Origin of the sequence: Streptomyces sp. NPDC058231, from assembly GCF_042882275.1 — a bacterium.
Classification (GTDB): Bacteria; Actinomycetota; Actinomycetes; order Streptomycetales; family Streptomycetaceae; genus Streptomyces.
Window position 1 is genome coordinate 33,464 of sequence record NZ_JBHVWN010000023.1, and the last position, 21,403, is coordinate 54,866.

16 protein-coding genes are annotated in these 21,403 nt (G+C 68.1%); 9 read left to right on the forward strand and 7 right to left on the reverse strand.

Annotation, left to right across the window (positions count from 1 at the left end):
- Positions 1-224: 224 nt before the first annotated feature.
- Positions 225-2,573: a hypothetical protein gene (locus ACFVXE_RS17815; RefSeq protein ID WP_389672074.1), complete on the reverse strand. Its 2,349-nt coding sequence runs from the start codon at positions 2,571-2,573 to the stop codon at positions 225-227.
- Between the two features lie 637 nt (positions 2,574-3,210).
- Positions 3,211-4,245 carry a LacI family DNA-binding transcriptional regulator gene (locus ACFVXE_RS17820; RefSeq protein ID WP_389672075.1) on the reverse strand — a complete coding sequence of 345 codons (1,035 nt, stop codon included), beginning with the start codon at positions 4,243-4,245 and terminating at the stop codon, positions 3,211-3,213.
- A 397-nt stretch (positions 4,246-4,642) separates the two neighbouring features.
- On the opposite strand from ACFVXE_RS17820, the gene ACFVXE_RS17825 reads away from it, so the two are divergent.
- The 5 genes from ACFVXE_RS17825 to ACFVXE_RS17845 all read left to right on the forward strand — a co-directional run bounded on the left by ACFVXE_RS17825 (position 4,643) and on the right by ACFVXE_RS17845 (position 12,320).
- Positions 4,643-5,947: an ABC transporter substrate-binding protein gene (locus ACFVXE_RS17825; protein WP_389672076.1), complete on the forward strand. Its 1,305-nt coding sequence runs from the start codon at positions 4,643-4,645 to the stop codon at positions 5,945-5,947.
- A gap of 108 nt (positions 5,948-6,055) precedes the next feature.
- On the forward strand, positions 6,056-6,919 hold the full coding sequence (locus tag ACFVXE_RS17830; RefSeq protein WP_389672077.1) for a carbohydrate ABC transporter permease: 864 nt from the start codon (positions 6,056-6,058) through the stop codon (positions 6,917-6,919).
- A gap of 70 nt (positions 6,920-6,989) precedes the next feature.
- Entirely contained in the window at positions 6,990-7,802 is an 813-nt protein-coding gene (locus tag ACFVXE_RS17835; protein ID WP_389672078.1) for a carbohydrate ABC transporter permease, read from the forward strand.
- Entirely contained in the window at positions 7,799-9,685 is a 1,887-nt protein-coding gene (locus tag ACFVXE_RS17840; RefSeq protein WP_389672079.1) for a DUF5107 domain-containing protein, read from the forward strand. Before ACFVXE_RS17835 ends, ACFVXE_RS17840 begins: the two co-directional genes overlap by 4 nt.
- Before the next feature lie 145 nt (positions 9,686-9,830).
- Positions 9,831-12,320, forward strand: a complete 2,490-nt coding sequence (locus ACFVXE_RS17845; RefSeq protein ID WP_389672080.1) for an RICIN domain-containing protein — start codon at positions 9,831-9,833, stop codon at positions 12,318-12,320.
- Positions 12,321-12,571: 251 nt separating this feature from the next.
- Here the strand turns inward: ACFVXE_RS17845 and ACFVXE_RS17850 are convergent, their stop codons facing one another.
- Positions 12,572-12,763 (reverse strand): hypothetical protein, encoded by a 192-nt coding sequence (locus tag ACFVXE_RS17850; RefSeq protein WP_389672081.1) that lies wholly within the window; start codon positions 12,761-12,763, stop codon positions 12,572-12,574.
- Between the two features lie 11 nt (positions 12,764-12,774).
- On the reverse strand, positions 12,775-13,626 hold the full coding sequence (locus ACFVXE_RS17855; protein ID WP_389672082.1) for a helix-turn-helix domain-containing protein: 852 nt from the start codon (positions 13,624-13,626) through the stop codon (positions 12,775-12,777).
- 306 nt (positions 13,627-13,932) lie between these two features.
- Here ACFVXE_RS17855 and ACFVXE_RS17860 point away from each other — a divergent pair, with 306 nt between their 5' ends.
- Positions 13,933-14,430: an ATP-binding protein gene (locus ACFVXE_RS17860; RefSeq protein WP_389672083.1), complete on the forward strand. Its 498-nt coding sequence runs from the start codon at positions 13,933-13,935 to the stop codon at positions 14,428-14,430.
- A 194-nt stretch (positions 14,431-14,624) separates the two neighbouring features.
- Here ACFVXE_RS17860 and ACFVXE_RS17865 read toward each other — a convergent pair whose 3' ends face one another.
- Positions 14,625-15,611, reverse strand: coding sequence for a CorA family divalent cation transporter (locus tag ACFVXE_RS17865; RefSeq protein WP_389672084.1), 987 nt, complete (start codon positions 15,609-15,611; stop codon positions 14,625-14,627).
- Between the two features lie 114 nt (positions 15,612-15,725).
- Positions 15,726-16,271 carry a TetR/AcrR family transcriptional regulator gene (locus ACFVXE_RS17870; RefSeq protein ID WP_389672085.1) on the reverse strand — a complete coding sequence of 182 codons (546 nt, stop codon included), beginning with the start codon at positions 16,269-16,271 and terminating at the stop codon, positions 15,726-15,728.
- 261 nt (positions 16,272-16,532) lie between these two features.
- Here ACFVXE_RS17870 and ACFVXE_RS17875 point away from each other — a divergent pair, with 261 nt between their 5' ends.
- The 3 genes from ACFVXE_RS17875 to ACFVXE_RS17885 all read left to right on the forward strand — a co-directional run bounded on the left by ACFVXE_RS17875 (position 16,533) and on the right by ACFVXE_RS17885 (position 20,412).
- Entirely contained in the window at positions 16,533-17,981 is a 1,449-nt protein-coding gene (locus ACFVXE_RS17875) for an aldehyde dehydrogenase (RefSeq protein WP_389672086.1), read from the forward strand.
- Between the two features lie 165 nt (positions 17,982-18,146).
- Complete coding sequence (locus ACFVXE_RS17880) at positions 18,147-19,301, forward strand: acetamidase/formamidase family protein (RefSeq protein ID WP_389672087.1); 1,155 nt, start codon at positions 18,147-18,149, stop codon at positions 19,299-19,301.
- A gap of 238 nt (positions 19,302-19,539) precedes the next feature.
- Positions 19,540-20,412, forward strand: coding sequence for an LLM class F420-dependent oxidoreductase (locus ACFVXE_RS17885; protein ID WP_389672088.1), 873 nt, complete (start codon positions 19,540-19,542; stop codon positions 20,410-20,412).
- Positions 20,413-20,565: 153 nt separating this feature from the next.
- Here ACFVXE_RS17885 and ACFVXE_RS17890 read toward each other — a convergent pair whose 3' ends face one another.
- Positions 20,566-21,045: a transglycosylase SLT domain-containing protein gene (locus tag ACFVXE_RS17890; protein WP_389672089.1), complete on the reverse strand. Its 480-nt coding sequence runs from the start codon at positions 21,043-21,045 to the stop codon at positions 20,566-20,568.
- Between the last annotated feature and the right edge of the window lie 358 nt (positions 21,046-21,403).

Sequence of the window (21,403 nt, forward strand, 5' to 3'; positions counted from 1 at the left end):
ACTTCCCCGGCTTCCTACGGCGTGAGAGCGATCGTGCTCCTTCGTCACCACCACTTCGGTGCTCGACCCCATGCTTGCCCGGTCGGAGGGCGCGGGCCCTGGTCAAGGCCGGCGGCCGGCAGCGCACCGACTCCAGCCCGGTGATCCCCTGCGTGCGCGGGCTGCACTGGGGTCGGCACCGAATACCGCCTTCGCGAGAGCTGCGACCCCGACCGGAAGCTCCTTTACCTCGCTTGCTCGGGGGAGTTGCCGACACCGCCGACCACGACCGGGGGGGCTGCGTCGGACGGCTCCGGAGGGAGCTGAGCAGGCGCGTCCAGGGTGGCTTCGAGTACGTCGCCCTTGCTCAGCCGCACCTCGAAGTTTCGGCCGACCTTCCTGACGTCGGCGGTGGCCCATCTCGGTGCACGCCCGTCGAAGTTGTCGCGGATGCGTACGAGGCCGTCCTTGCCGGCCACCACCTTGAACCACACGGTGGAGTTGTTCGCGCGCTCGGCCGACACCCGATGGCCACCCTCTGCCCGCAGGTCCCTGAAGCTCGCGTCGTGCCAGCGCCACGGGACGGCGGGGAACAGACGGATGACCTCCGTGTCGCGCACTCCGGGAGTCGGACTCCAGCTCTGCAGAAGAAGTTCCTGGACGGCCTGCATAGCGGCGAAGTTGCCTTCGAGGGTGAAGGGTTGGTAGGTGAGGTTCGAGAATCCTTCGCCGGACTGGTCGCCATTGAGATGGAAGCCATTCCGTGAGACGAAGGCGCGGGTGAACACATCGAGATGGCGCACGGCCTGCTCGGCGTCCCCGGTGCGCGCGCGCAGGCAGCTCATCCAGGCCCAGGTGTAGCCGCACCATTCGCCGGTTCCCAGCTCGTCCCATGCGGCGAGCGAGGCGCGGATGCGCTCTTGGTCCTGGGCGTCGCCGTCGACGGTGATCAGATTGAAGGGATAGATACCGATCAGGTGCGAGAGGTGCCGGTGGCTCTCGCGAAGCGGCGTGCAGGCATCCAGGAGAAGTTCGCCGTCGGCGGCGGTATGGAAATCACCCAGCTCCGCGGCTGCACGCGCCCAACTGCTCGCTTCGGATGTCAGGTTCTGCGCTTCGGCCATTTCGGTCAGCGACAGGAACAGCGTCCTCAGGCACATGAGGTCGTAGTTGCTGTTGGGCCTGAGCCAGGCGAGCGGGCCGTTGTCGAAGATCTCCGGCGAGGAGGATCTGGGGAGGACGAGAACACCCTCGGCATCAGGCTTGAGCAACTCTCGCAGACACCGGCCTACTTCGCTGCACCACGGATAGGCACGGTCCGTCAGGAAGCTGTCGTCGTCGGTATAGCGCCAGTGGAGATAGAACAGGTGGGCGTTCCATGCACTCATCGTCGGGGACATCGTGTACTGGCCCCATCCGCCCAGCGGTTGTCCGGAGAGCGACATCACGCCGGGGGTCGCCAGACCGTCGGTACCATAGAAGTCCCTGGCGAACCGGCGGAACGTGGGCGCCAGCTTCCAGAGGAATTCGAGGTAGCTGAGCCCCGACTCGAAGTTCCCGGCCTCCTGGTAGGCCAAGTACGTCAACTGGGTGTTGAGGTCGTTGTGGTAGTCGCCCTTCCACGGCGGGAGGCCGCCGTTGTCGGCGGTCCAGACGCCTTGCAGAGGCATCGGCGGTGCGTCGGGGCGCGAGCCCGCTCCGTAGAGGTAGCGGGCGAATCGGTGGGCGCGCCGGATGTGCGGATCAGGGACCTCGATGGACGATCGGTCCCAGAACTCACGCCACCAGGCAACATGCTCGGCAAATATCTCGGCGTAGCCCCGCTTCAGGGCATCGTGGCAGCGCGACTTGGCCAATGCCAGGAGGTCTTCGCCCGGCGCGCAGTCATGGGTGGAGGTGACGGCCACTGCCAGCAAGGTCTCTCCGGCTGCCCGCTGGGTGGCGACGCACGCGCAGTAGCGGAAACCGTCCGCGGCCTCCTGCACGTACCACTGCATGTCATCCGTCTGCCCGAGGTCGGCCGGCGGGTAGCCGAGAGCGGCCACCGCACCTCCGCTCTGCGGACCGGTTTCGCCGCATTCCTCGGTTGTGCCGGCCGGGCGAAGCCGCATTGCCTGCGGCGGATCACCGGGAATTCGAAGCATGGCCACGGGTTCGTTCGCGCTGAAGAAGGCACGCGCTGCCGTGCCGTCGCTGAGCGTTGCCGTGCCCTCGGCCGCAGCCAGGCTCAGTTCGAAGGACCGGACCGTCGCGGCCTGGTCGAGTGTCAACTCCAGGAAACCGGCCGGAAGTTTCGTCGGCGTGACGCCTTCGTAGTACTGGCTCCACGGATCCCCGTCGTCCTCCAGGCTCCGCCACGGGTGCTTCTGCCACCATGCGCTCTCGCCCGTGGTGCGTTCGTCCCAGAGGTCACCGCGGTCCAGGGAGAGACGCAGGGAGTTGTGTCCGCCCCACAACAGGCCGCCCATCAGACCGTTGCCGAGCGGAATCGCGTCGTGCCACAAGTCGATGGGGGCGGTGAGGCACAGGTCGTCCTCGGTTGCCGGAGTGCGCGGAACCTCATGCCCGATCGGATCGGTCTGCGCTCGCTTCATGGAGAACTTCGCTTTCGCTCGTGTTCGACGGAAATCGGGTCTTGCGGATCGGTGTCGGACTGACAGGTCTCGGATCTCGCTCCCGCGGAGCCTGCGATCCGGGCCATGGCAAGGAGCCGGCTCGGGTGCGGACCGTGCGCCGATGTGGCGCAAGTGATCGCCAGGCCGCCGCAGATCAAGCCGACCCGTGCCGAGGCCCGGGCGGCCGGGCGGCATCCCGTCGGGGTCTGTCCCGCCGGGCGGGCCCGAGCTCCACCGGTTCTCAGCGCCCGGGCACGCCGACGGGGCCGTGGTGGACGGCCTTGAGTGGGCCAGTGCTGTGACCGGAAGGGTTCACCGGCTCGCGCCGCCCGGCACGGCACCTCGCCGCGTTGTCGCATCACCCGAGTACATCCAGTACGCGGGCGATGCTCCGCCTTGCGATGCACCGCACCGGACGCCGCGAGCTTCCCGGCAAACCTTTCCGGTCACAGCACCAGCTGTCCCGGCCCCGAACGGCGGAGTGAAGGTGCGCGCGGTGCGTGCGGCGGTGGCACGGCCCCACGGCTGAGCCAGGGATCGGCGAGTCGAGCGCTCTGCACATCCTCCAGCGGAGGTGCCCTTTCAGGAGGGCGGGTACGCGCGTCGCTGTCGCGAGTCAGGCATCGGTCGCGAGTCCGGCATCGGCGGCCGGCGTGCCGGTGGCCGGGCCGGTGCTTTCCCGCACGATCAGCGTCGGCCTGAGCATCTGGAGCGAGTTGGTGGGTGCCGCTCGCTCGGTGATCGAGCGCAACAGCAGTTCGGTCGCCTGCCGGGCCATCTCCTGCTTGGGGAAGACGACTTCGGTGAGCGCCTTGCGCGCACGCCAACTCCCCTGCAGGTCGTCGTGCCCGATCACCGACAAGTCGTCTGGGACCGAGAGTCCGGCCTGCGTCGCGGCCTCCAGTACGCCGTGGCTGAGGTGAGTGGCGAAGATCGCGGTCAGCGCGGGGTCAGCGGCGAGTGCCGCGCGCGCGGCGGCGGCGCTACCGGCGAGCGTCGGCTCCGACGGGACGAACACCGAGGAGTCCGGAACGGTCAGTCCGTCGCGGGCGAAGGCGCGCCGGAAGCCTTCCACCCGGGATGCGTGGGCGGGCAGGCTGGCCAGGACGGCCACCCGCTCGTGTCCGAGCTGGCGCAGATGGCGTCCGGCCAGGTAGCCGGCTTGCTCGTAGTCGATGGTGACCACCGGGAAGTCGCCAGGCGCCTCGCTCTCCCAGGCGCACAGCGCCACCGGGAAACGAGCGTCCGCCAGCAGTGGCAGGTGGTCGATCAGGTCGCGATCGCCGGCGATCAGCAGCGCGTCGACGGAGCGGCTGGACAGACCCGCCAGGTGTCGCCGGGCGCGCTCGCCGTCGAGCCGGGTGGTGCACAGCAGCAGGTGATAACCGTGCTGCTCCAGGACATCCTCGACCTCCTCCACGATCTCCGAGTAGAAGGGCTTGACCACGGTCGGGACGAACAGGCCGACCGTCTTCGTGGTGCCGGTCGCCAGCGAACGGGCCACCAGGTTCGGGGTGTACCCGAGTTCCTCGATGGCCGAGCGCACCCGCGCCGCCGTCTCCGGCCGCACCGGGACGCGACCGGTGACCACGTTCGAGACGGTCTGCTTGGTGACCCCGGCGAGCTCCGCCACCTCCCGCATCGTCGCCATTCGAATTCCTCGCCTTTTACCGATCAAATGAATTGAGCTGGAGACTAGCTCTGCGCTCGGACTCCGTCAAGGCGGCTCCATGTCAGCCGGATCGTCCAGTCGCATGGAAGCGGCGATGGGTTCAGATATCTGAAACACGGTCATACGTCGCACAAAACCTACGATCTGGAGCCGGCCGGCTACGAGCAAGCGCCCGGTGGGCCGGAGAGCGGCCCGTCGCCGCCCGACGTGATCGTCGATCCCAGTGGATGACTGCCAGTCAGAAACTGAACTTCGATGCATCCTCTTGTTTTAGCGGTCAAATGCGCCGTACTGTTCCGACCCGACGAGCGCCCCCGAGCCCGAGGGTCCGCCGTCCACTTCGGCGTGTTGACGCCCCCCTTGGAAGGAAACACCCATGCGCACCAGGAGTAAGAGAGCCACCCGGGTCGTCGAGGTGGCGACGGCAGCGGCACTTGTGCTGGGAGTGAGCGCCTGTGCCGGGAGCTCGGACGACAGTGCTGGGGCGAAGAGTGCGGGCAGCTTCACCTACTGGTCGATGTGGCAGTCCAGCGAGCCGCAGGCGCGGGTGCTCAAGGCCGCGATCGCGCGGTTCACCGCGCAGACCGGTATCAAGGTGAACGTCGACTGGGTGGGCCGGGGCATCTCGACGAAGATCGGCCCCTCGATCGCGGCCAACCAGGCCCCGGATCTGTGGGACGGGGCCGACTCCACGATTTACGGCACGGAGGCCTCGGCGGGCCAGGCCCTGGATCTGTCCCCGGTGCTGAAGATGAAGGTCCCCGGAGAGGACACGACGGTCGGCAGCGTCATCCCGGCGAAGTACTTCGCCATGGAGCCGAAGGACCCGGCCGGCTCGGACACTTATCTGATCCCCTACGAGGTCGCCTCCACCGGCATGTTCTACAACGCGGCCGACCCGGTCATCAAGGCCGCCATGCCGACCGTGCCGACCACCTGGGCGGGTCTGCTCAGCGTGTGCGCCGAGCTCAAGGCCAAGGGGATGGCGTGTATCGCCTCCGAGGGCGCTGACTCCTGGACCAATGAGCTCTACTTCGACTATCTGCTGAACGCTCAGCGGGTCAACTTCAACACCCTGGCCTCGGACAAGACCGGTGCGTCGTGGGACAACCCGGCTGTGCTCAAGGCGGCCCAGGAGGTCGACCAGCTGGTCACCGGCGGCTACGTGATCCCGGGCTACACCGCGACCAAGTACCCGGCGCAGGAGACCAACTGGGCAAACGGCAAGGCCGCGTTCTACATGGACGGCGACTATGTGACCTCCGAGGTGGCCAAGGAGGTCCCGGCGAGCTGGAAGATGGCCTCGATGCTGCCGCCGGGCGCGCAGGTGCCCGACGCCACGCTGTTCGGCTTCTCGATCCCGAAGCGAGCCAAGAACGTCTCCGCGGCGGAGAGGTTCATCGCCTTCTTCATGCAGAAGCAGGAGATGTCGGGCATAACGACGACCGCGCTCAATATCACTCCGCGTGCCGACATCCCGGCCCCGCCGCAGTTGGCGACCTCGCAGCAGCAGCTGACCTCCCCGACCGTGCGGCAGCCCTTCGACAGCCTCGCCGGGAACTGGTCGCCGGAGGTCCTGGACCAGAACTACCTGAACATGTGGCATGGGCGGCTGACCCCGGCGCAGTTCGTGGCGAAGTGCAAGGCTGCGCAGATCTCCTACTGGAAGTCGCAGGGCTGAGCCGTGGCGACCGTGATCGACTCCCCTTCCCGGACCCCTGGCGTCCGGGAAGCGGTCCCCCGTACCGGCAGGTCCCGCCCGGGGGCCTACGAGCGCCAGCGTCGGCGGATGTTCTGGCCGTTCACCCTGCCCGCGCTGATCGCCTACGCCGTCCTGTTCCTCGCCCCGGTCGGCTTCGCGTTCTGGACCAGCTTGTACAAGTGGGACGGGATGAGCCCGATGCAGTGGCGCGGCTTGCGCAACTACCAGCAGTTGTTCGAGGACCCGGTCTTCCGCACGTCGCTGACGAACACCCTCGAGCTGATGTTCATCGGGGGCTCGATCACCTTCGTGATCAGCTTCGCGCTGACCCTGGTGCTGCGCGAGATGCGGGCCAAGCTCTTCGCCCGCTCCGTGCTCTTCTTCCCCTCCCTGATCAACGGCATGGTCTTCGGCATCGCCGCCGGATTCCTGTTCTCCCCCTCCGGTCCGGTCAACCAGGCACTGCGTTTCGTCGGAGTGACCACCCCGCCGCAGTGGCTCTCGTCCGACAACCTGATACCGATGATCATCGGCACCCTGGTGTGGACCGCCACCGGCTACTACACCTCGATCATCATGGCCGCGGTCGACCAGATCCCGCCCTACCTGTACGAGGCCGCCGAACTCGACGGCGCCAACGCCTTCCAGCGCTTCCGCCACATCACGCTGCCCTGCGCCTGGGACGTCATCTCGGTATGCGCGGTGCTGTGGACGGTCAGCTCGGTGAAGATCTTCGAACTCATCCTGCTGTTCGGTGGCAGCAGCGGCGGCGGGTACCCGCCGGCCCAGAGCTGGAACACCGCCCTGTACGTGTACGCCGAGGCATTCCCTCAGGCAACCATTCCCAGGCTGGGGACCGCCACCGCCGCCGCGATCGTCAGCCTGCTGATGGTCACCGTAGTCACCCTCGTCCTACGACGGCTGATGCGCCGCGACCCGATCGAGTACTGACCCCGATCGAGCACAAGCACCGAGAAAGGCACGACACGTGCAAAGCAGACAACGATCACCGGGTCCGGCGATGCGGATCGGCACAGCCCTGGTCTGGGTCGTCGTGGCAGCCGACCTGCTCCTGGTCCTCTGGATCTTCCTGACCTCCCTGCGTCCCGGCCCGGACGTGCTGAACCACCCCTTCGGACTGCCCACCCACCCCCACTTCGGGCAGTACGGCGTCGCCCTGGAGCAGGGGGGGTTCGGGCAGGCCGCGATCAACAGCGTGGTCGTCGCTCTCTGCTCCTCGGCCGTCGCAGTCGCCCTCGCCGCCCCGTGCGCCTACGCACTGGCCCGCCGCCGCTCGAAGACCTCCTCCGCACTGACCATGACCTTCGCCATGGGCCTCGGCGTCCCCGGCCAGGTGCTGGTGGTGCCGCTCTTCGTCGGTCTGGCCCACGTGAACCTGACCAACAGCGACTTCGGCCTGGCCATGGTCTACGTCGGTCTGGCCATGCCCTTCACGGTGTTCCTGCTGACCGGCTTCTTCGCCGGCATCCCCGCAATCCTCGAAGAAGCCGCCGTCATCGACGGCGCGGGCCCCCTGCGCTCCTTCGTCTCGGTGGTGCTCCCGGTCGCCCGGGGCGGGCTGATCACGGCGTTCCTGCTCCAGTTCATCAGCTCCTGGAACGAGACGCTGTTCGCCCTGGTCCTGACCAACAGTCACGACAAGATCACGCTCTCGGTGGCGCTCCAGGAGTTCGCCGCCACCCAGCAGTTCAACGGCCTGGACTACGGCACCATGTTCGCCGGCGTCTGCATCATCCTCGCCCCGATGCTCGCCCTGTTTTCCTGGCTGGGGACGCGCATCATCCAGGGCATGACCGTAGGGATCGGTAAATGAGCTCGACGCTGCGCAACGAGAACCTTCGGATCGAAGGAGCTCCGGACCCGGTCGGCGGCGTGCTGCCGATCCTGCGCGGACTGTCCCCGCAGACCGTCCAGGGCGTCGGCTTCGACGAGGAGATGCGGCGCAACCTGGCCTACGGCACCCCGTACACACTGCTTCCCTACACCCCGCAAGGCGAGTACGACCGGGTGCGCTCCGAGCGCGACCTGCCCGCCGTCGTCCTGGAGAACGAGACCCTCACCGCGACCTTCCTGCCCTCGCTCGGGGGACGGCTGTGGTCACTGGTCCACCGGCCCACCGGCCGCGAACTGCTGCACCGCAACCCGATCCTCCAGCCGGCCAACCTCGCCCTGCGCGACGCCTGGCTGGCGGGAGGGGTGGAATGGAACCTGGGCACCACCGGGCACTGGCCGCTGACCTGCGAGCCACTGCACGCGGCGCGGGTGACCGCGCCGGACGGCACGCCGGTGCTGCGGATGTACGCGTTCGAGCGACTGCGCCGACTCACACTGCGCCTGGACGCCTGGCTGCCGTCCGGCTCCCCGATGCTGTACGTCACCGTCACCGTGGACAACCCGGCGGAGCAGGAGACTCCGGTCTACTGGTGGTCGAACATCGCCGTGCCCCAGGACACGGACGTGCGTGTGATCGCCCCGGCCGACCACGCCTTCCACTGCGACTACACCAGTGACCTCACGCGTGTCGGGTTCCCACAGGTCGACGGGGCGGACCGGAGCTACCCGGGCCGGGTCGCGCACGCGGCGGATTACTTCCTGGACCTGCCGGAGGGCGAACGCCGCTGGATCGCCGCCCTGGACGGCAGCGGCACCGGCCTCGTCCAGACCTCCACCGACCGGCTGCGCGGCAGGAAGCTGTTCTGCTGGGGCAACTCGACCGGCGGCCGGCACTGGCAGGAGTGGCTCTCAGGCCCTGGTCACGCCTATCTGGAGATCCAGGCCGGGCTGGCCCGGACCCAGCTCGAACACGTGCCGATGCCAGGCCGCGCCAGCTGGTCCTGGACCGAGGGCTATGGCCTGCTGACGGTTGATCCGCAGGCGGTGCACGGAAGTTGGGAACAGGCCAGGGCCGGCGCGGCCGATGCGCTGGACCGGTTGCTGCCCGCCTCGGCGCTGGCCCGGGCCCAGGCCCTGGCTGCCGAGTTCGGCGCCCCTGAGGAGGCACTCGCCACCGGCTCCGGCTGGGCTGCTCTGGAGATCGAGGCCGGCTCACTGCCCGACTCACCGCTGCTGCCCTTCGGCACTCCCGACGCCGAGCAGCAGCCCTGGCGGGACCTGCTCACCACCGGCACCCTGCCGGCTTCCGATCCTCCGGCCGCCCCGGTCACCGGTGGGCGCTGGCGCGACCTGCTGGAGGCCGGTGCCCGTGACTGGCACGCCTTCTACCACCTCGGCCTGGTCCGGCTGGCCGACGGGGAGAAGGAAGCCGCCCGCGACGCGTGGAAATGCTCGCTCGAACTGCTGGCCACGCCCTGGGCCCTGCGTGCTCTGGCCTTCCTCACCGAGTCGCCGGGCGACGCCGCCGACCTGCTGGTCCAGGCGCACCTGCTCCGCCCCGATCTTCGGGAACTGACGATCGAGGTACTGGACGCGCTGCTGCGTGCCCACCGACCCGCCGAGGCCCTGCGGACCATCAGCGCCCTTCCCGCGGCCGACCGCGAGCACGGGCGAATCAGGCTGGCCGAGGCGAGAGCAGCACACGCGACCGGCGCCGACGACCGGGTGAGAGAGCTGCTGGCGGAGGGGATCCACGTGGACAACATGCGCGAGGGAGAGGTGTCCCTCGACGCCCTGTGGCTCGCCGTCCACCCCGAGCAACCGGTCCCGCGAGCCTACGATTTCCGGATGTCGGAAGGCTGACACGCACGTCCACGCAGGAGCGCCACACCAGGCGAGTTACCGACGCCGACAGCCCAGCAGCGACAGACCTCACCGGCCAGCCGGTCGTCACCGACCGGCCGCTGCCCGCACCGCCGGAACACCACGCCCGACAGAAGGGACCCCCGTGCCAAACTTCCGAAAGGCGCTCGCGGCCATAACCGCGACCGTCCCACTTCTCCTGGTCGGCGCGGTCGCGCCGACCACAGCGTCAGCGGCCCCCTCAGGCGCCGGCTACACCGTGTCCATCGGCTCGGCCGGCACCTACGCCTACCCCGACGACACCCCGGCCAGCGGCTACATCGACAAGGACGGCACGTTCCACCTCCAGTCCGCTCACTCGCTGTACGGCGCGACCGACCCCCGGCAGTGGACCTTCTACACCGGGACCGACTCCGACACCGCCACCGCGGACGACACACTCAACAACGCGGTCAACCCCGCCAACGCCGAAGACACCAACAACGACACGACCTGGCGCTGCAACAACAGCCCCACCGGCCTGGAGGCCACCGCGGCGGCCGGCTCGGGCTACTCGCAGGCCAACTACTGCGACCTGACCGGCATATGGGTGGACCCGGACACCGGAGACTGGTACGGCCTGGTCCACAACGAATTCACCCCGAAACCCTTCGGCGACGGCCTGCACTACGACGCCATCGACTACGCCGTCTCCACCGACCAGGGCAAGGTGTGGACCATCGAGGGCCACGCGATCACCTCGCCCTACAGCACCACCCGCGACGACACCACGGCCTTCCCGAACCAGACCTACGACTACGGTGACGGCGACCCGCGGCTGTATGCCGACACCGCCTCGGGCTACTTCTACCTCTACTACGGTTCGCGGATCGTGCCCAAGGGCGGCGTCGGCGGCAGCACCGACGGCCTGGCCCATGTCGCCCGCGCACCCATCTCCGGCAAGATGGCGACCGGCACTTGGGAGAAGTGGTACGACGGCTCCTGGTCGCAGTCCGGCGTGGGCGGCAAGGAAAGCAACATGGAGCCGGTCACCGCGGCCGACCCGACCGGCTACACCCCGGTGGCGCACGACTACGACCCGAAGAACACCGGGACCGTCGACCAGCAGGTGGCGGCCGGCGAACTGCCGTCCAAGTCACCGCTGTTCATCATGAACATCACCTATGACGCCTACCTCGGCCTGTACATCGGCGAGCCCGAGGTGGTGAACGCCAGCACGCCGCAGCCGCAGCAGTTCTACGCCACCTCGAACCTGGCCACCCAGAAGTGGAGCCTGATCGGCACCTCGGGCAGCCAGAAGTCCGACTCCTGGTACCGCTGGTTCATCGACAGCGCCAACAAGACCAGCTCCACCATCGTCGGCAAGTCCTTCCGCTCATACTGCTCCATCGCCTGCGCGACCTCCGACGGCGAGTACTCCAACGTCACCATCAGCTCCTCCCGGCCCGCCGCCTCCCCGGTCGACCCGGCGAAGACCTACCGCATCAGCAGCGGCACCGGACGGGTGCTCGCCCAGGTCTCCGGAAGTTCGACCACCACCTCTCAGACCGCCGGACGCCGGTCCGAGTTGCAGGACTGGTCGTTCGTCAGCAACGGCGACGGCTCGTACCAGATCGTCAACGCCGCCACCCGCCAGGCTCTGGGCGTCGGCACCAGTTCGACCTCCACCCGGGCCTGGGGCACCGAGCCCACCGCCACGACGATCGGCAAGAGCGGTCCCACCGTCGGCCAGGAGTGGTTCGTCATCGCCGACACCAATGCTCGCACCGGCACGCGGACCGGCAGCTACCGGCTGGTCAACCGCTACAGCCAACTGGTGCTGGGCATGTCCTCGCAGCCCGGTCGGCATGCCGAGACCACCCCGACCCGCAGTTGGACCGACCACACCGGCGCCACTGTCGGCGGCACGGGTTCCGCCGCCGAGCAGACCCTGACGCTGACCGAGGCCGGCCCGGTCCCGGGCCCGGAGAGGGTCAGCGCCTACACCCCCGGCGCGCAGACCACCACGGTCGGTACCGCCGTATCGGTCCAGGTCAACGCGACCGACTCGATGGGTCGGAAGCTCCGCTACTCAGCGACCGGTCTCCCGGCCGGACTGGTGATCAGCTCCACCGGACTGATCACCGGCACACCGACCACCGCTGGATCCTCGAACGTCGCAATCACAGCCACCTCGGGCAGGGCGAGCGGCTCGGCCACCTTCAGCTGGGCCGTCGCCCCCAACCTCAACGGCACCACCCACACTCTGACCGCGAGTGGCATGGCGCTCAACAACCCTGACGGCAGCACGTCACCCGGGGTCCAGCTCAACACCTGGACGCCTTCGAGCAGCTCGAACGAGAAGTGGACGTTCGCGCAGCAGCCCGACGGCTCCTACGAGATCGTCAACGTCCTGTCCGGACTCTGTGTCGACGTCGAGGGCGGCGGATCGAACGCGGGCGCCGCGATCGATCAGTGGACCTGCGTCGGCAGCAGCAACCAGTTGTGGAACGTGACGCAGTTGGCGAGCGGTGCCTACTCGATCACGAACGAGCGCAGCGGGCTGGTGCTCACGACCGCCTCGACGTCCGCCGGGGCGCTGGTGACGCAGCAAGCGAACGCCGGTTCCGCGCTTCAGCAGTGGACGATCAACTGAGCGCATCCGCGTGAGGGCGCGGATCTGAGAACGGGACCCGTCCCGACGGTTCTGAGGGAGCCGGCCGGGACGGATCCGACCAGATGATGCCGTTGGCGTGGTCCGCCTTCGGAATGCCGGGCCGATGACCTGGATGGCGAGCGGCAGGCCGCCCTTGGGGCGCCGGGCGGGTATCACGAGCGCGGGCAGGCCGACGGACGAGGCCAAGAGCCCGTCTACGCGATCACGTCGCGAAGACGGGCCCTGTGGCATCACAGCAGGTGGTCCGCCTTGCCGGCCTTGATGTCGCGGATCATTTGCTGGAGCGCCTCGCGGCTGTCGGTGAGGAAGTGGGTTTCCGCGCCGGTGACAGAGATGTAGCTGTTGCCCTGATCGTCCGTCCCGAGCCGGTAGCAACTGGCTCCCTCACCACAGAACGGTTCTTCCCATGTGATGCCGTGCACGGAGACTCCCTTCAAAGGTGGCATGCGATGCCGTGGATGAAATCCCGTGACTGCTCGGCGGGCAGAGCGATCCGTTCCATCCAGTCGAAATGTGAACGGTACTTGGCCAGTTGTGCTTCCCCGCAGAGGAATTCGGGTCCATGGGTGCTGTCAACCTGCACCGTGTCCAGCTGGGGGACGGGGCCTTCGGTGTAGTTCACGGTCTGTCCAGCGCCGGGGAAGGCACCCGCCTCGAACGGGGTGACGCGCAGGGTGATGTTACGGCGTTCCGACATGACGAGGAGATGTTCAAGTTGGGCGCGCGCCACCTTTCGTCCGCCGAACTGCATGCGAAGCGCCGCCTCATGGATGACGCCGAGGTACTCCGGCGCTGACACGCCCTCCAAGACCTGCTGCCGCTCCATGCGGTGGGCCAGGCGCAGGGCGACCTCGTGATCCTGAAGCGTGGGAACAACGACGCGGAAGACAGCGAGGGCGTGGTCACTGGTCTGGAGGATCCCGGGGATGTGGACCGAGTGGGTTGTCCGCATGCGCAGCGCGTGGGCTTCCAACTCGGCGATGTCCAGAAGCCCGCTGGGGAGCGTCGGCCGGTATTGATCCCACCAACCGCGCTGTGCGGGACGTGCCATGTCGGCCAGGGCATTCACATATGCGGTATCCGGGCAGCCACAGGCTTCCGCGAGCGTGCGCAGCCGGTCCTCGCTGATCGCCCGGAGGCCTTGTTCGATGTTGGAGAGCCTGGAGCGGTCGACACCGAGCAGTCGGGCCGCTGTCTCGGCAGAGACGTCGGCGGTGACGCGCATCTTTCGGAGCTCGCTCCCCAGACGTCGCTGGCGTTCGGTCGGTGACGTTCGCGCTGCCATGTCAGTCCTTCCGTGAACTTCGGTTCGAAGTCTGCCGTGCAAAAGGCGCCGTGGGCCACGTTAGGAGTCAAATTTACGGAATTGGGTGGCCAATATGACCCCTCACTCTCTACAGTCAGTAACGCACTGCTCACGCTGCGGCGAGCTGGAAGTGCATCGCGCGGTCCTGCCCGCAACCTCCTGCCCTGGGAGGGGCGGCCCGCGCCAGGGAGACAAGCCACTGCTCATCCCGCAGCGCAGGAGCCATCTGTGCGCATCGACGCGAAAGAGACCGCCAACTCGTCACCCGTACAAGGGGAGTCAGTCATGCAATCTCCGCGCGCCGCGCTCTGCCCGGTAGCGATCGAGGAACCTTCGCCCGACCCGTACCCGCACTCGCCCCCGTATCCGAAGCGTCGCTCCGAGCGCGGGCTCGCGCTCAGCTTCACTCTTCCCGGTGATCCGCGGAGCGCGGCGATCGGGCGCAACGCGGTCACCGCATCGCTGCGGGCCTACGGGCTCACTGCGTACATCTGGCCGGCCGCGCTCGTGCTCGCCGAACTCGTCGGTGTCACCGCGGCCATGACCCCTGGCCGGGAGCTCTACGTCTCCGTGCGGCACCGGGACAACGCGCTTCGCGTGGTCGTCTGGGACCAGCACCCGCACCATCTCGACCCTGGCTCCGTGACGCTCTGCGAGGCGCGGCGCAGACGGGCGCTGTGGCTGCTGGCGGCGGTGGTGGACGACTGGGGCGGGGAGTGGGATGTCAGCGACGCACTCCCACCGCACGCAGGCACCAAGTCCTGGGCGATGCTGCCGCGCTGACGGGTGCCGGGGGCGGGTCGCTCGGGGTCGGTCCACGGTGATGAAACCGTACGGCGGGAACCTCGGCGGGAACCGGAAACGGAACCGGGTCAGCGGGCTCCGGACCGCTATCGGCTCGCGCACCGAGGCGTCGGCCTGGTGGGTGCAGTTGCCCCGCCCCGGCACGGACAGGCACCCGGCCCCTGCGGACGGCCTCAGTGGTCGTCGGGGCCGTCGTCGCGCAGCTTGCGCCAGACGCGGGTGCGGTGGAGCACGTAGAGGGCCATGAACAGGACGATCGCCTGCACCCCCACAGCGAGGATCCAGAACACGGCCCTGCTCTCCAACTCGTCGGTCATGTACGTGAAGTTCATGCCGAAGAACCCGGTCAGGAAGGTCAGCGGCAGGAAGATCGTCGACACGATGGCCAGCCGGTTGATCACGCCGTTCTGCTCGCCGGACACCAGGGAGGAGTAACTGACGAAGGCTCGCCGGGAGGCGTCCTGGAGGGACGCGATGTCCGTGAGCGCCAACTTCGCCGCGCGTTGGTAGGAGCGAGCGAGCTTCTGTCGTTCCTCCGGGAAGTCGCGGCTCATCATCCTCCGCGTGATGGCCTCGTCCGTCGCCTCCAGGTACGGCAGCAGCGAGTGGTGCAGGGTGGCCGCGCGCCGTCGTAGCCGTGCCAGACGGTAGATCTGCCGGGGTTGCCGGCGCTGGAACATCTCGTCCTCCAGGTCCTCCACCTCCAGCAGAGCCTGCACGGCAGACCGGCGGAAGGTCTCCAGGGCCTCGTCCAACAGCAGGAACAGTGTGGCCACGGCGTCGGTGGGCCTTTCGTGCGGCAACCGGGCGATGAGGCTCCTGATAGGTCCGAGCGGACCTCGATGGACGGTGACCACGTACCGGTCGGTCACGAAGGCATGGACATGGGTGATCCGGTCCGCTTCGACGACGGGTACGACGAACGCGGCGCTGTCCCCGAGGAACTCGGCCCGCACGGATTCGCCCGCCCTGCCGAGCCACGCCAGGTCCTCGTCCTCCAGGCCGAGCTCGTGGGCGACCGGCTGTTCGTCGGGCGATGCCTCCTCGGGCAGTTCGATGTCCACGAACAGGAAGTGGTCTGCTGCGAGACGCTCACGTGCCTCCGACACGTGCGTACGAGCAACGACCCCTTCCGGCATCGACACCACCGATACGATCATCGTCCCTCACCGTGGATCACCGGCTGCAGCACTCTCCAGCCTGCGCAACCCCGGAGGCCGTGCACACGGAGGGACCCATTCGCACCGCCGTGTCTACCGAACGAGTGAGTCTCGTCAGGAACTGCCGACGCCGCTGAGGAACGTGTCGACGACCAGGTCGGCTGCGCGCGGGGGCTCCACCTCGGGGAACTGATGACCGGCGCTGTCCACCAGCTGATCGAGGACCGCCCGCACCCAGGCCAGAGAGACACCGGGGCGTAGAAAACCCTCGTCGGCCGCGCGCCGGAGGAAGTCGTCGAGTCGCTGACTCTGCTTCTGGCGCCGGGAGTTGGCCTCGGGGTCCCCCTGCATCATGCGCCGCGTGTCGACCGGCCACTCGCGGCTGACGGGGATGATCCCTTCCACATAGCGGTGCAGTGCGACCGCCACTGGTGCCTCCATGAGCCGCGCCTCGTCGAGGACCCGTTCGGCGGAGTCGAGTTTCGCCTGGAAGACGGCACTGAGCAGCGCTTCGCGGGTGGCGAAGCGGCGGTGGACGGTGGTGCGGTCCACCCCCGCCGCGCCGGCGATGGCCGACATCGACGTACTCGGATCTTCGGCCAGCAGTCGGGCGCCGGTGCGCAGGACCACGGCGAGGTTGCGTGCGGCATCAGCTCTCATGGTGCGCCTCACTGTACCAGCTGAGCAGCACTTATGAGGTCATTGTCATCGCGAGCGACGCAGTCAGGAGTAGTAGTGCTACAGTCATGTTGCAGTTAAGCGGAAACCTTCCACACTGACCTCGCGGTCTCGGATGGCGAGTGCGACGGGACGGTCGGCGTCTCCCCCCGCTGACGTGCGGCGAAAGCCCGGACGTGCGTGGGGTGATCCCGGCAGGGACGGTGCGCGTGGTTTCTCTCCTTCACAAGAAAGAAGCGACTGATGATCGTTCGCGACAAGCTCTACCTGGGCGGTTCCTGGGTGGCACCCGGCAACGCGGAGCTGCTGGAAATCCGCTCCCCTCACGACCGGCGCATACTCGGCCGGGTGGCCCAGGCGGTCGACACGGACGTGGATGCGGCTGTGGCGGCGGCACGTGAGGCGTTCGACAACGGACCGTGGCCGCGCACCGACCCCAAGGAGCGCCAGGAGGTGATCCGGCGGCTCAACGCGCTGCGTGAGGCCCGCGCCGACGAGATCGCCGAGGCCATCTCCGCCGAGAACGGTTCGGCGGGCTGGTTCACCAGGCTCGGCCAGCCGTTCCTGAGCCGTCAGGTCAACGCCTATCTCCAGGCGGCCGAGGAATTCGGCTGGGAGGAGATCGTCGAGCCCTCCGATCCCTCGGTGGCCTTCGACACCATCGTCAGGCGTGAGCCGATCGGCGTGGTCGCCGCGGTCATCCCGTGGAATTCGCCCTTCTCCGCGGCGACGGCGAAGCTGACGCCGGCCCTGCTGGCCGGAAACACCGTGGTGCTGAAGGTCTCCCCGGAGAACTCGCTGAGCATGATGCTGCTGGCGGATCTCTTCCACGAGGCCGGACTCCCCGAAGGGGTGCTCAGCATCCTGCCGGCGGACCGGGAGACCAGTGAACACCTCGTCTCGCATCCGGACGTCGACAAGATCGCTTTCACCGGGTCCACCCGGGCGGGCCGCCGCATCGCCTCGATCGCGGGCGAGCAGCTCAAGCGGGTCAGTCTCGAACTGGGCGGCAAGTCCGCCGCGATCATCCTGGAGGACGCGGACCTCCCCGCCGTGATGCAGGGGCTGCGCTTCGGCTCCCTGGGGAACAACGGCGAGGCCTGCATCCTGCAGACCCGGATCCTGGCCCCGCGCAGCCGATACGAGGAGACGGTCACGGCGCTCAAGGAGATGGTGGAGTCGCTGAAGGTCGGCGATCCGTCCGAGCCGGACACCTTCATCGGGCCCATGATCCGGCCGGACCAGCAGCAGCGCGTGATCGACTACATCAAGCTGGGCGTGGCGGAAGGCGCCCGTCTGGTGACCGGCGGCCCTGAGGTCCCCGAGGGCCTGGAGGAGGGCAACTACGTCACTCCGACGCTCTTCGCGGACGTCGACAACAGCATGCGTATCGCCCAGGAGGAGATCTTCGGTCCGGTCCTGGTCGTCATCGCCTACGACGACGAGGACGACGCGGTGCGGATCGCCAACGACTCCGACTACGGCCTGTCGGGAGGCGTCTGGACCTCCAGCGCCGAGCGGGCCCTGGACGTCGCCCGAAGGCTGCGCACCGGAACCGTCACCCTGAACGGCTCGCCGATGAGCTTCGACGGCCCGTTCGGTGGCTACAAGGCGAGCGGGACCGGCCGTGAATACGGCGTGGTGGGCCTGACCGGGTACGTCGAGCACAAGACGATCACCCGCCACCGGTAGCGCCGGGTGGGGCGGTCCTCACCGGGTTCCCGTCGGCCGGGCGCCGAGATTCCTGAGGGCCTGGTCCGGTGTCCCACTCGCTGGACTGATCGCCACTGAATCGGAAGTTGTGCGGAAACTGAAAGAATCTTGCCGACACCCGCCCCCTTCTCCGGAGGTTTTTGCGTGAACCCGTCCAGATCGCTCGGCCGTGCGAAGTCCACGGCACTGGCCCGGTCCATGTTCAGCCGGCGCAGCCTGGTGCGCGCAGCAGGTGGGAACGGCGCCGGCCTCGGCCTCGGCGCGGCGCTACCCGCAGGCAGCGCTTTCGCGGCGCGGACCGCGTCCGGCAAGCAGCATTACGACGTGCTGCTCAAGACGAGCAAGGAGACCGCGCTGTGGGGCTGGTTCCCCACCAGCCGCCCATCGGTCCTGACCGTGAAGTCCGGGACGGTGGTGAAGATCGACGCAGTCAATCAGGCCGGCGTCTCCGACGCACGGGGCCCCGTGGCGTACTTCGAGGCGCTCGGCGTCCCGGGCGACCGGGTGCTGCCCGAGCTGGAGGAGATCCACGCGATTCCCCGTACCCCCGGGTCCAGCGGCCACGTGCTCACCGGCCCGCTCTACATCGAGGAGGCCGAACCGGGGGACGTCCTCGAGATCCGCATCCTGGATGTCTCACCGCGTGTGCCGTACGGAGTCAACAGCACCGGCCCCTGCAGCGGTGTCCTGCCGAACCTGCTCAGCGAACGGTCGACGCGGCTGCTCACCCTCGACAAGCGCAACAGGTACTACCAGTTCGCGCCCGGTATACGGGTGCCGTTCAGACCGTTCATGGGGATCACCGGCGTTGCGCCGCCCACCGAGGCGGGCTTCGTCTCGGCCAACCCGCCCGACCGGTGGGGTGGCAACATCGACGTGCGTGACCTCACCGCCGGTTCGACACTGTTCCTGCCGGTGTTCCAGCCCGGAGCGCAGTTCTACACCGGTGACAGCCACGGCGCGCAGGGCCACGGTGAGATCGACCAGACCGCGATCGAGCACTCCATGTCGCTGACCGCCCAGTTCATCGTGCGCAAGGGCGCCGGCCTGGAGTACCCGCGGGCCGAACTGCCCGACCACATCGTGGCGATGGGGATCGACGCGGACCTCGAAACCGCACTCCGGACAGCCGCCACCCAGGCCATCGGCTTCCTCCGCGACGCCACCGAGGGCGCGCTCAGCGCCGCCGACGCGTACGCGCTCTGCAGCGTCGCCGTGGACTTCGTCATCGCCGAGGCGGTGAACGGCAACAAGGTCGTCGCCGCGTACATCCCCAAGTCGCTGCTGCCCAGGCGATAGGGGGACCCCACCAGGGCTCGGTCCGAGGCCCTCAGGCCTGGCCGACCTTCCGAGCGTGGGCCTTACCGCAGGTGGTCGGCGTCTCCGCTCACCGGGGGCACTCCCGCGCCGGTCCGCACGACCGTTGAGTCCTGGCACCCGGCCGGGCGTACCGTCCGTGCCCGTCCGTCCGGACGCACGTAACGTGACGGAGGACCGCACAGGGTCGTCGGTGATGTTCCGGTACGGAGGAGTGGACGTGAAGCTCGGCCTGCACTACTGGAACTACTCGCAACCCGCCGATCCCGCGCTCATCGCGCCGACCCTCGCGGAGTCGGCGCGGATCGCAGACCAGGGTGGGGTCGCGTCCTTCACCGTGATGGACCACTACTTCCAGATGGAGACACCGCAGAGCGCGGCCGACGAGCCGATGCTGGAGGGCTACACAGCACTCGGGTATGTGGCCGCGCTGACCGAGCGGATGACGCTCGGACTGATGGTCACGGGCGTGATGTACCGCCATCCGGGTCTGCTGGCGAAGATCGTCACCAGCCTCGACGTGCTCTCCGGCGGCCGGGCGGTGCTGGGGCTCGGGGCGTCCTGGTACGAGCGGGAGCAGCGTGGGCTCGGAGTGCCGGTCGTGCCGGTGGCGGAGCGGTTCGAGCGGCTGGAGGAGACGCTCCAGATCTGCCAGCAGATGTGGAGCGAGGACGACGGCCCGTACGAGGGGCGGCACTACCGGCTGGCCGAGACGATCTGCGTGCCGGAGCCGATCGGGGAGCGGCCGCCGATCATGATCGGCGGCGGGGGAGAGAAGAAGACGCTGCGGCTGGTCGCGCAGTACGCGGACGCGTGCAATCTGTTCGCCACCGATGTGGACGAGGTGGCCCACAAGCTCGACGTCCTGCGGGAGCACTGTGCGGCGGCGGGGCGCGACTACGACACCATCGAGAAGACGCTGATGTTCAACAGGCCGGTCCTGGACGAGACCGAGGCGTTCCTCGTCGACGTCGAGGCGTACGCGGAGCTCGGCATCGACGCGGTGCAGGTGCTGCCGGACCGGCACCCGGTCAGCTTCACCGAGCAGGTCGTCGCGCGCATCGTGCCCAGGCTTGCCATGATCGGCCGGTAGGGCTGCGCTGGGCGGCAGCCCCGGGAATCACCCGGGTCGGCGTTCGCCGACCGGTGGAACCCTGCCTTGTTGCGACCGCAGCCACGATGCGTCTGTCCGACGCTGCCTCGGGTCGTCCCGTCGGTGGCTGCGGATACTCCGTCATGCGCCTGATCAGTAGGCGGAGTTGACGTTGTCGATCGAGCCGTAGCGGTGGGCTGCGTAGTTGGCCGCGGCGGTGATGTTGGCGACCGGGTCGTAGATGTCCTGCGAGGTGCCGTTCACGTGGTACGTCTTGAACGTGGGGTCGATCACCTGCAGCAGGCCCTTGGACGGGATGCCCTTCGCGGCGTTGGTGTCCCAGTTGTTGATGGCGTGGGTGTTGCCGGAGGACTCGCGCATCAGGTTGCGGTAGATGCCGTCGTAGGTACCCGGGATGCCCTTCGCGTGCATGACCTTCAGCGACTGGTTGATCCAGGCGCTGACGTCGCCGCCGCCGGACTGGGTGGGGGTGGCGGGGGTGGCGGCCGACGCGGACGAGGCGCCGGTGAAGGTTCCGGCCACGATCGCGGCACCGGCCGCGGTCATGCCCAGCGACATCTTCTTGACCTTGGTCATGCGGGCGAACTTCTTGGGCATAGCGGTGAGCTGCATGTGGTAATTCCTTTTCCGTCGGGGGGTGATGTCTAAAACTATTGGGCATGAGGCAAACCTGGGTCAATGCCCCCCATTTACTATGCGCATTAGTATCAGGACTCGGAAATTACCGGGAAAGCGCCGGGATGGCTGCGTGCGGGCCTCGATGCCGCCCTACTATGCACCTTCATAGTGGCGCCCGCCGTGTGAGCCACTCCACGCGGCAAAAGCCTCAAATCGGCACAAGGGTGACGCAGGTCATGTGGCCTGTGCCATATTCGGGACGCTTAATTCACCCGCCGTAATTACCTCGATACGAAGGAAAGGTCGTGAAGGGAACCGCGAGGGGCCGACGCGGTCCGTCGGCCGGGGCGGA

Excerpts from the sequence above, each read along its gene's own strand:
- ACFVXE_RS17815 (WP_389672074.1), bottom strand. The coding sequence starts at position 2,573 with ATGAAGCGAGCGCAGACCGATCCGATCGGGCATGAGGTTCCGCGCACT.
- ACFVXE_RS17820 (WP_389672075.1), bottom strand. The coding sequence starts at position 4,245 with ATGGCGACGATGCGGGAGGTGGCGGAGCTCGCCGGGGTCACCAAGCAG.
- ACFVXE_RS17825 (WP_389672076.1), top strand. The coding sequence starts at position 4,643 with ATGCGCACCAGGAGTAAGAGAGCCACCCGGGTCGTCGAGGTGGCGACG.
- ACFVXE_RS17830 (WP_389672077.1), top strand. The coding sequence starts at position 6,056 with ATGTTCTGGCCGTTCACCCTGCCCGCGCTGATCGCCTACGCCGTCCTG.
- ACFVXE_RS17835 (WP_389672078.1), top strand. The coding sequence starts at position 6,990 with ATGCGGATCGGCACAGCCCTGGTCTGGGTCGTCGTGGCAGCCGACCTG.
- ACFVXE_RS17840 (WP_389672079.1), top strand. The coding sequence starts at position 7,799 with ATGAGCTCGACGCTGCGCAACGAGAACCTTCGGATCGAAGGAGCTCCG.
- ACFVXE_RS17855 (WP_389672082.1), bottom strand. The coding sequence starts at position 13,626 with ATGGCAGCGCGAACGTCACCGACCGAACGCCAGCGACGTCTGGGGAGC.
- ACFVXE_RS17860 (WP_389672083.1), top strand. The coding sequence starts at position 13,933 with ATGCAATCTCCGCGCGCCGCGCTCTGCCCGGTAGCGATCGAGGAACCT.
- ACFVXE_RS17865 (WP_389672084.1), bottom strand. The coding sequence starts at position 15,611 with ATGATCGTATCGGTGGTGTCGATGCCGGAAGGGGTCGTTGCTCGTACG.
- ACFVXE_RS17870 (WP_389672085.1), bottom strand. The coding sequence starts at position 16,271 with ATGAGAGCTGATGCCGCACGCAACCTCGCCGTGGTCCTGCGCACCGGC.
- ACFVXE_RS17875 (WP_389672086.1), top strand. The coding sequence starts at position 16,533 with ATGATCGTTCGCGACAAGCTCTACCTGGGCGGTTCCTGGGTGGCACCC.
- ACFVXE_RS17890 (WP_389672089.1), bottom strand. The coding sequence starts at position 21,045 with ATGCAGCTCACCGCTATGCCCAAGAAGTTCGCCCGCATGACCAAGGTC.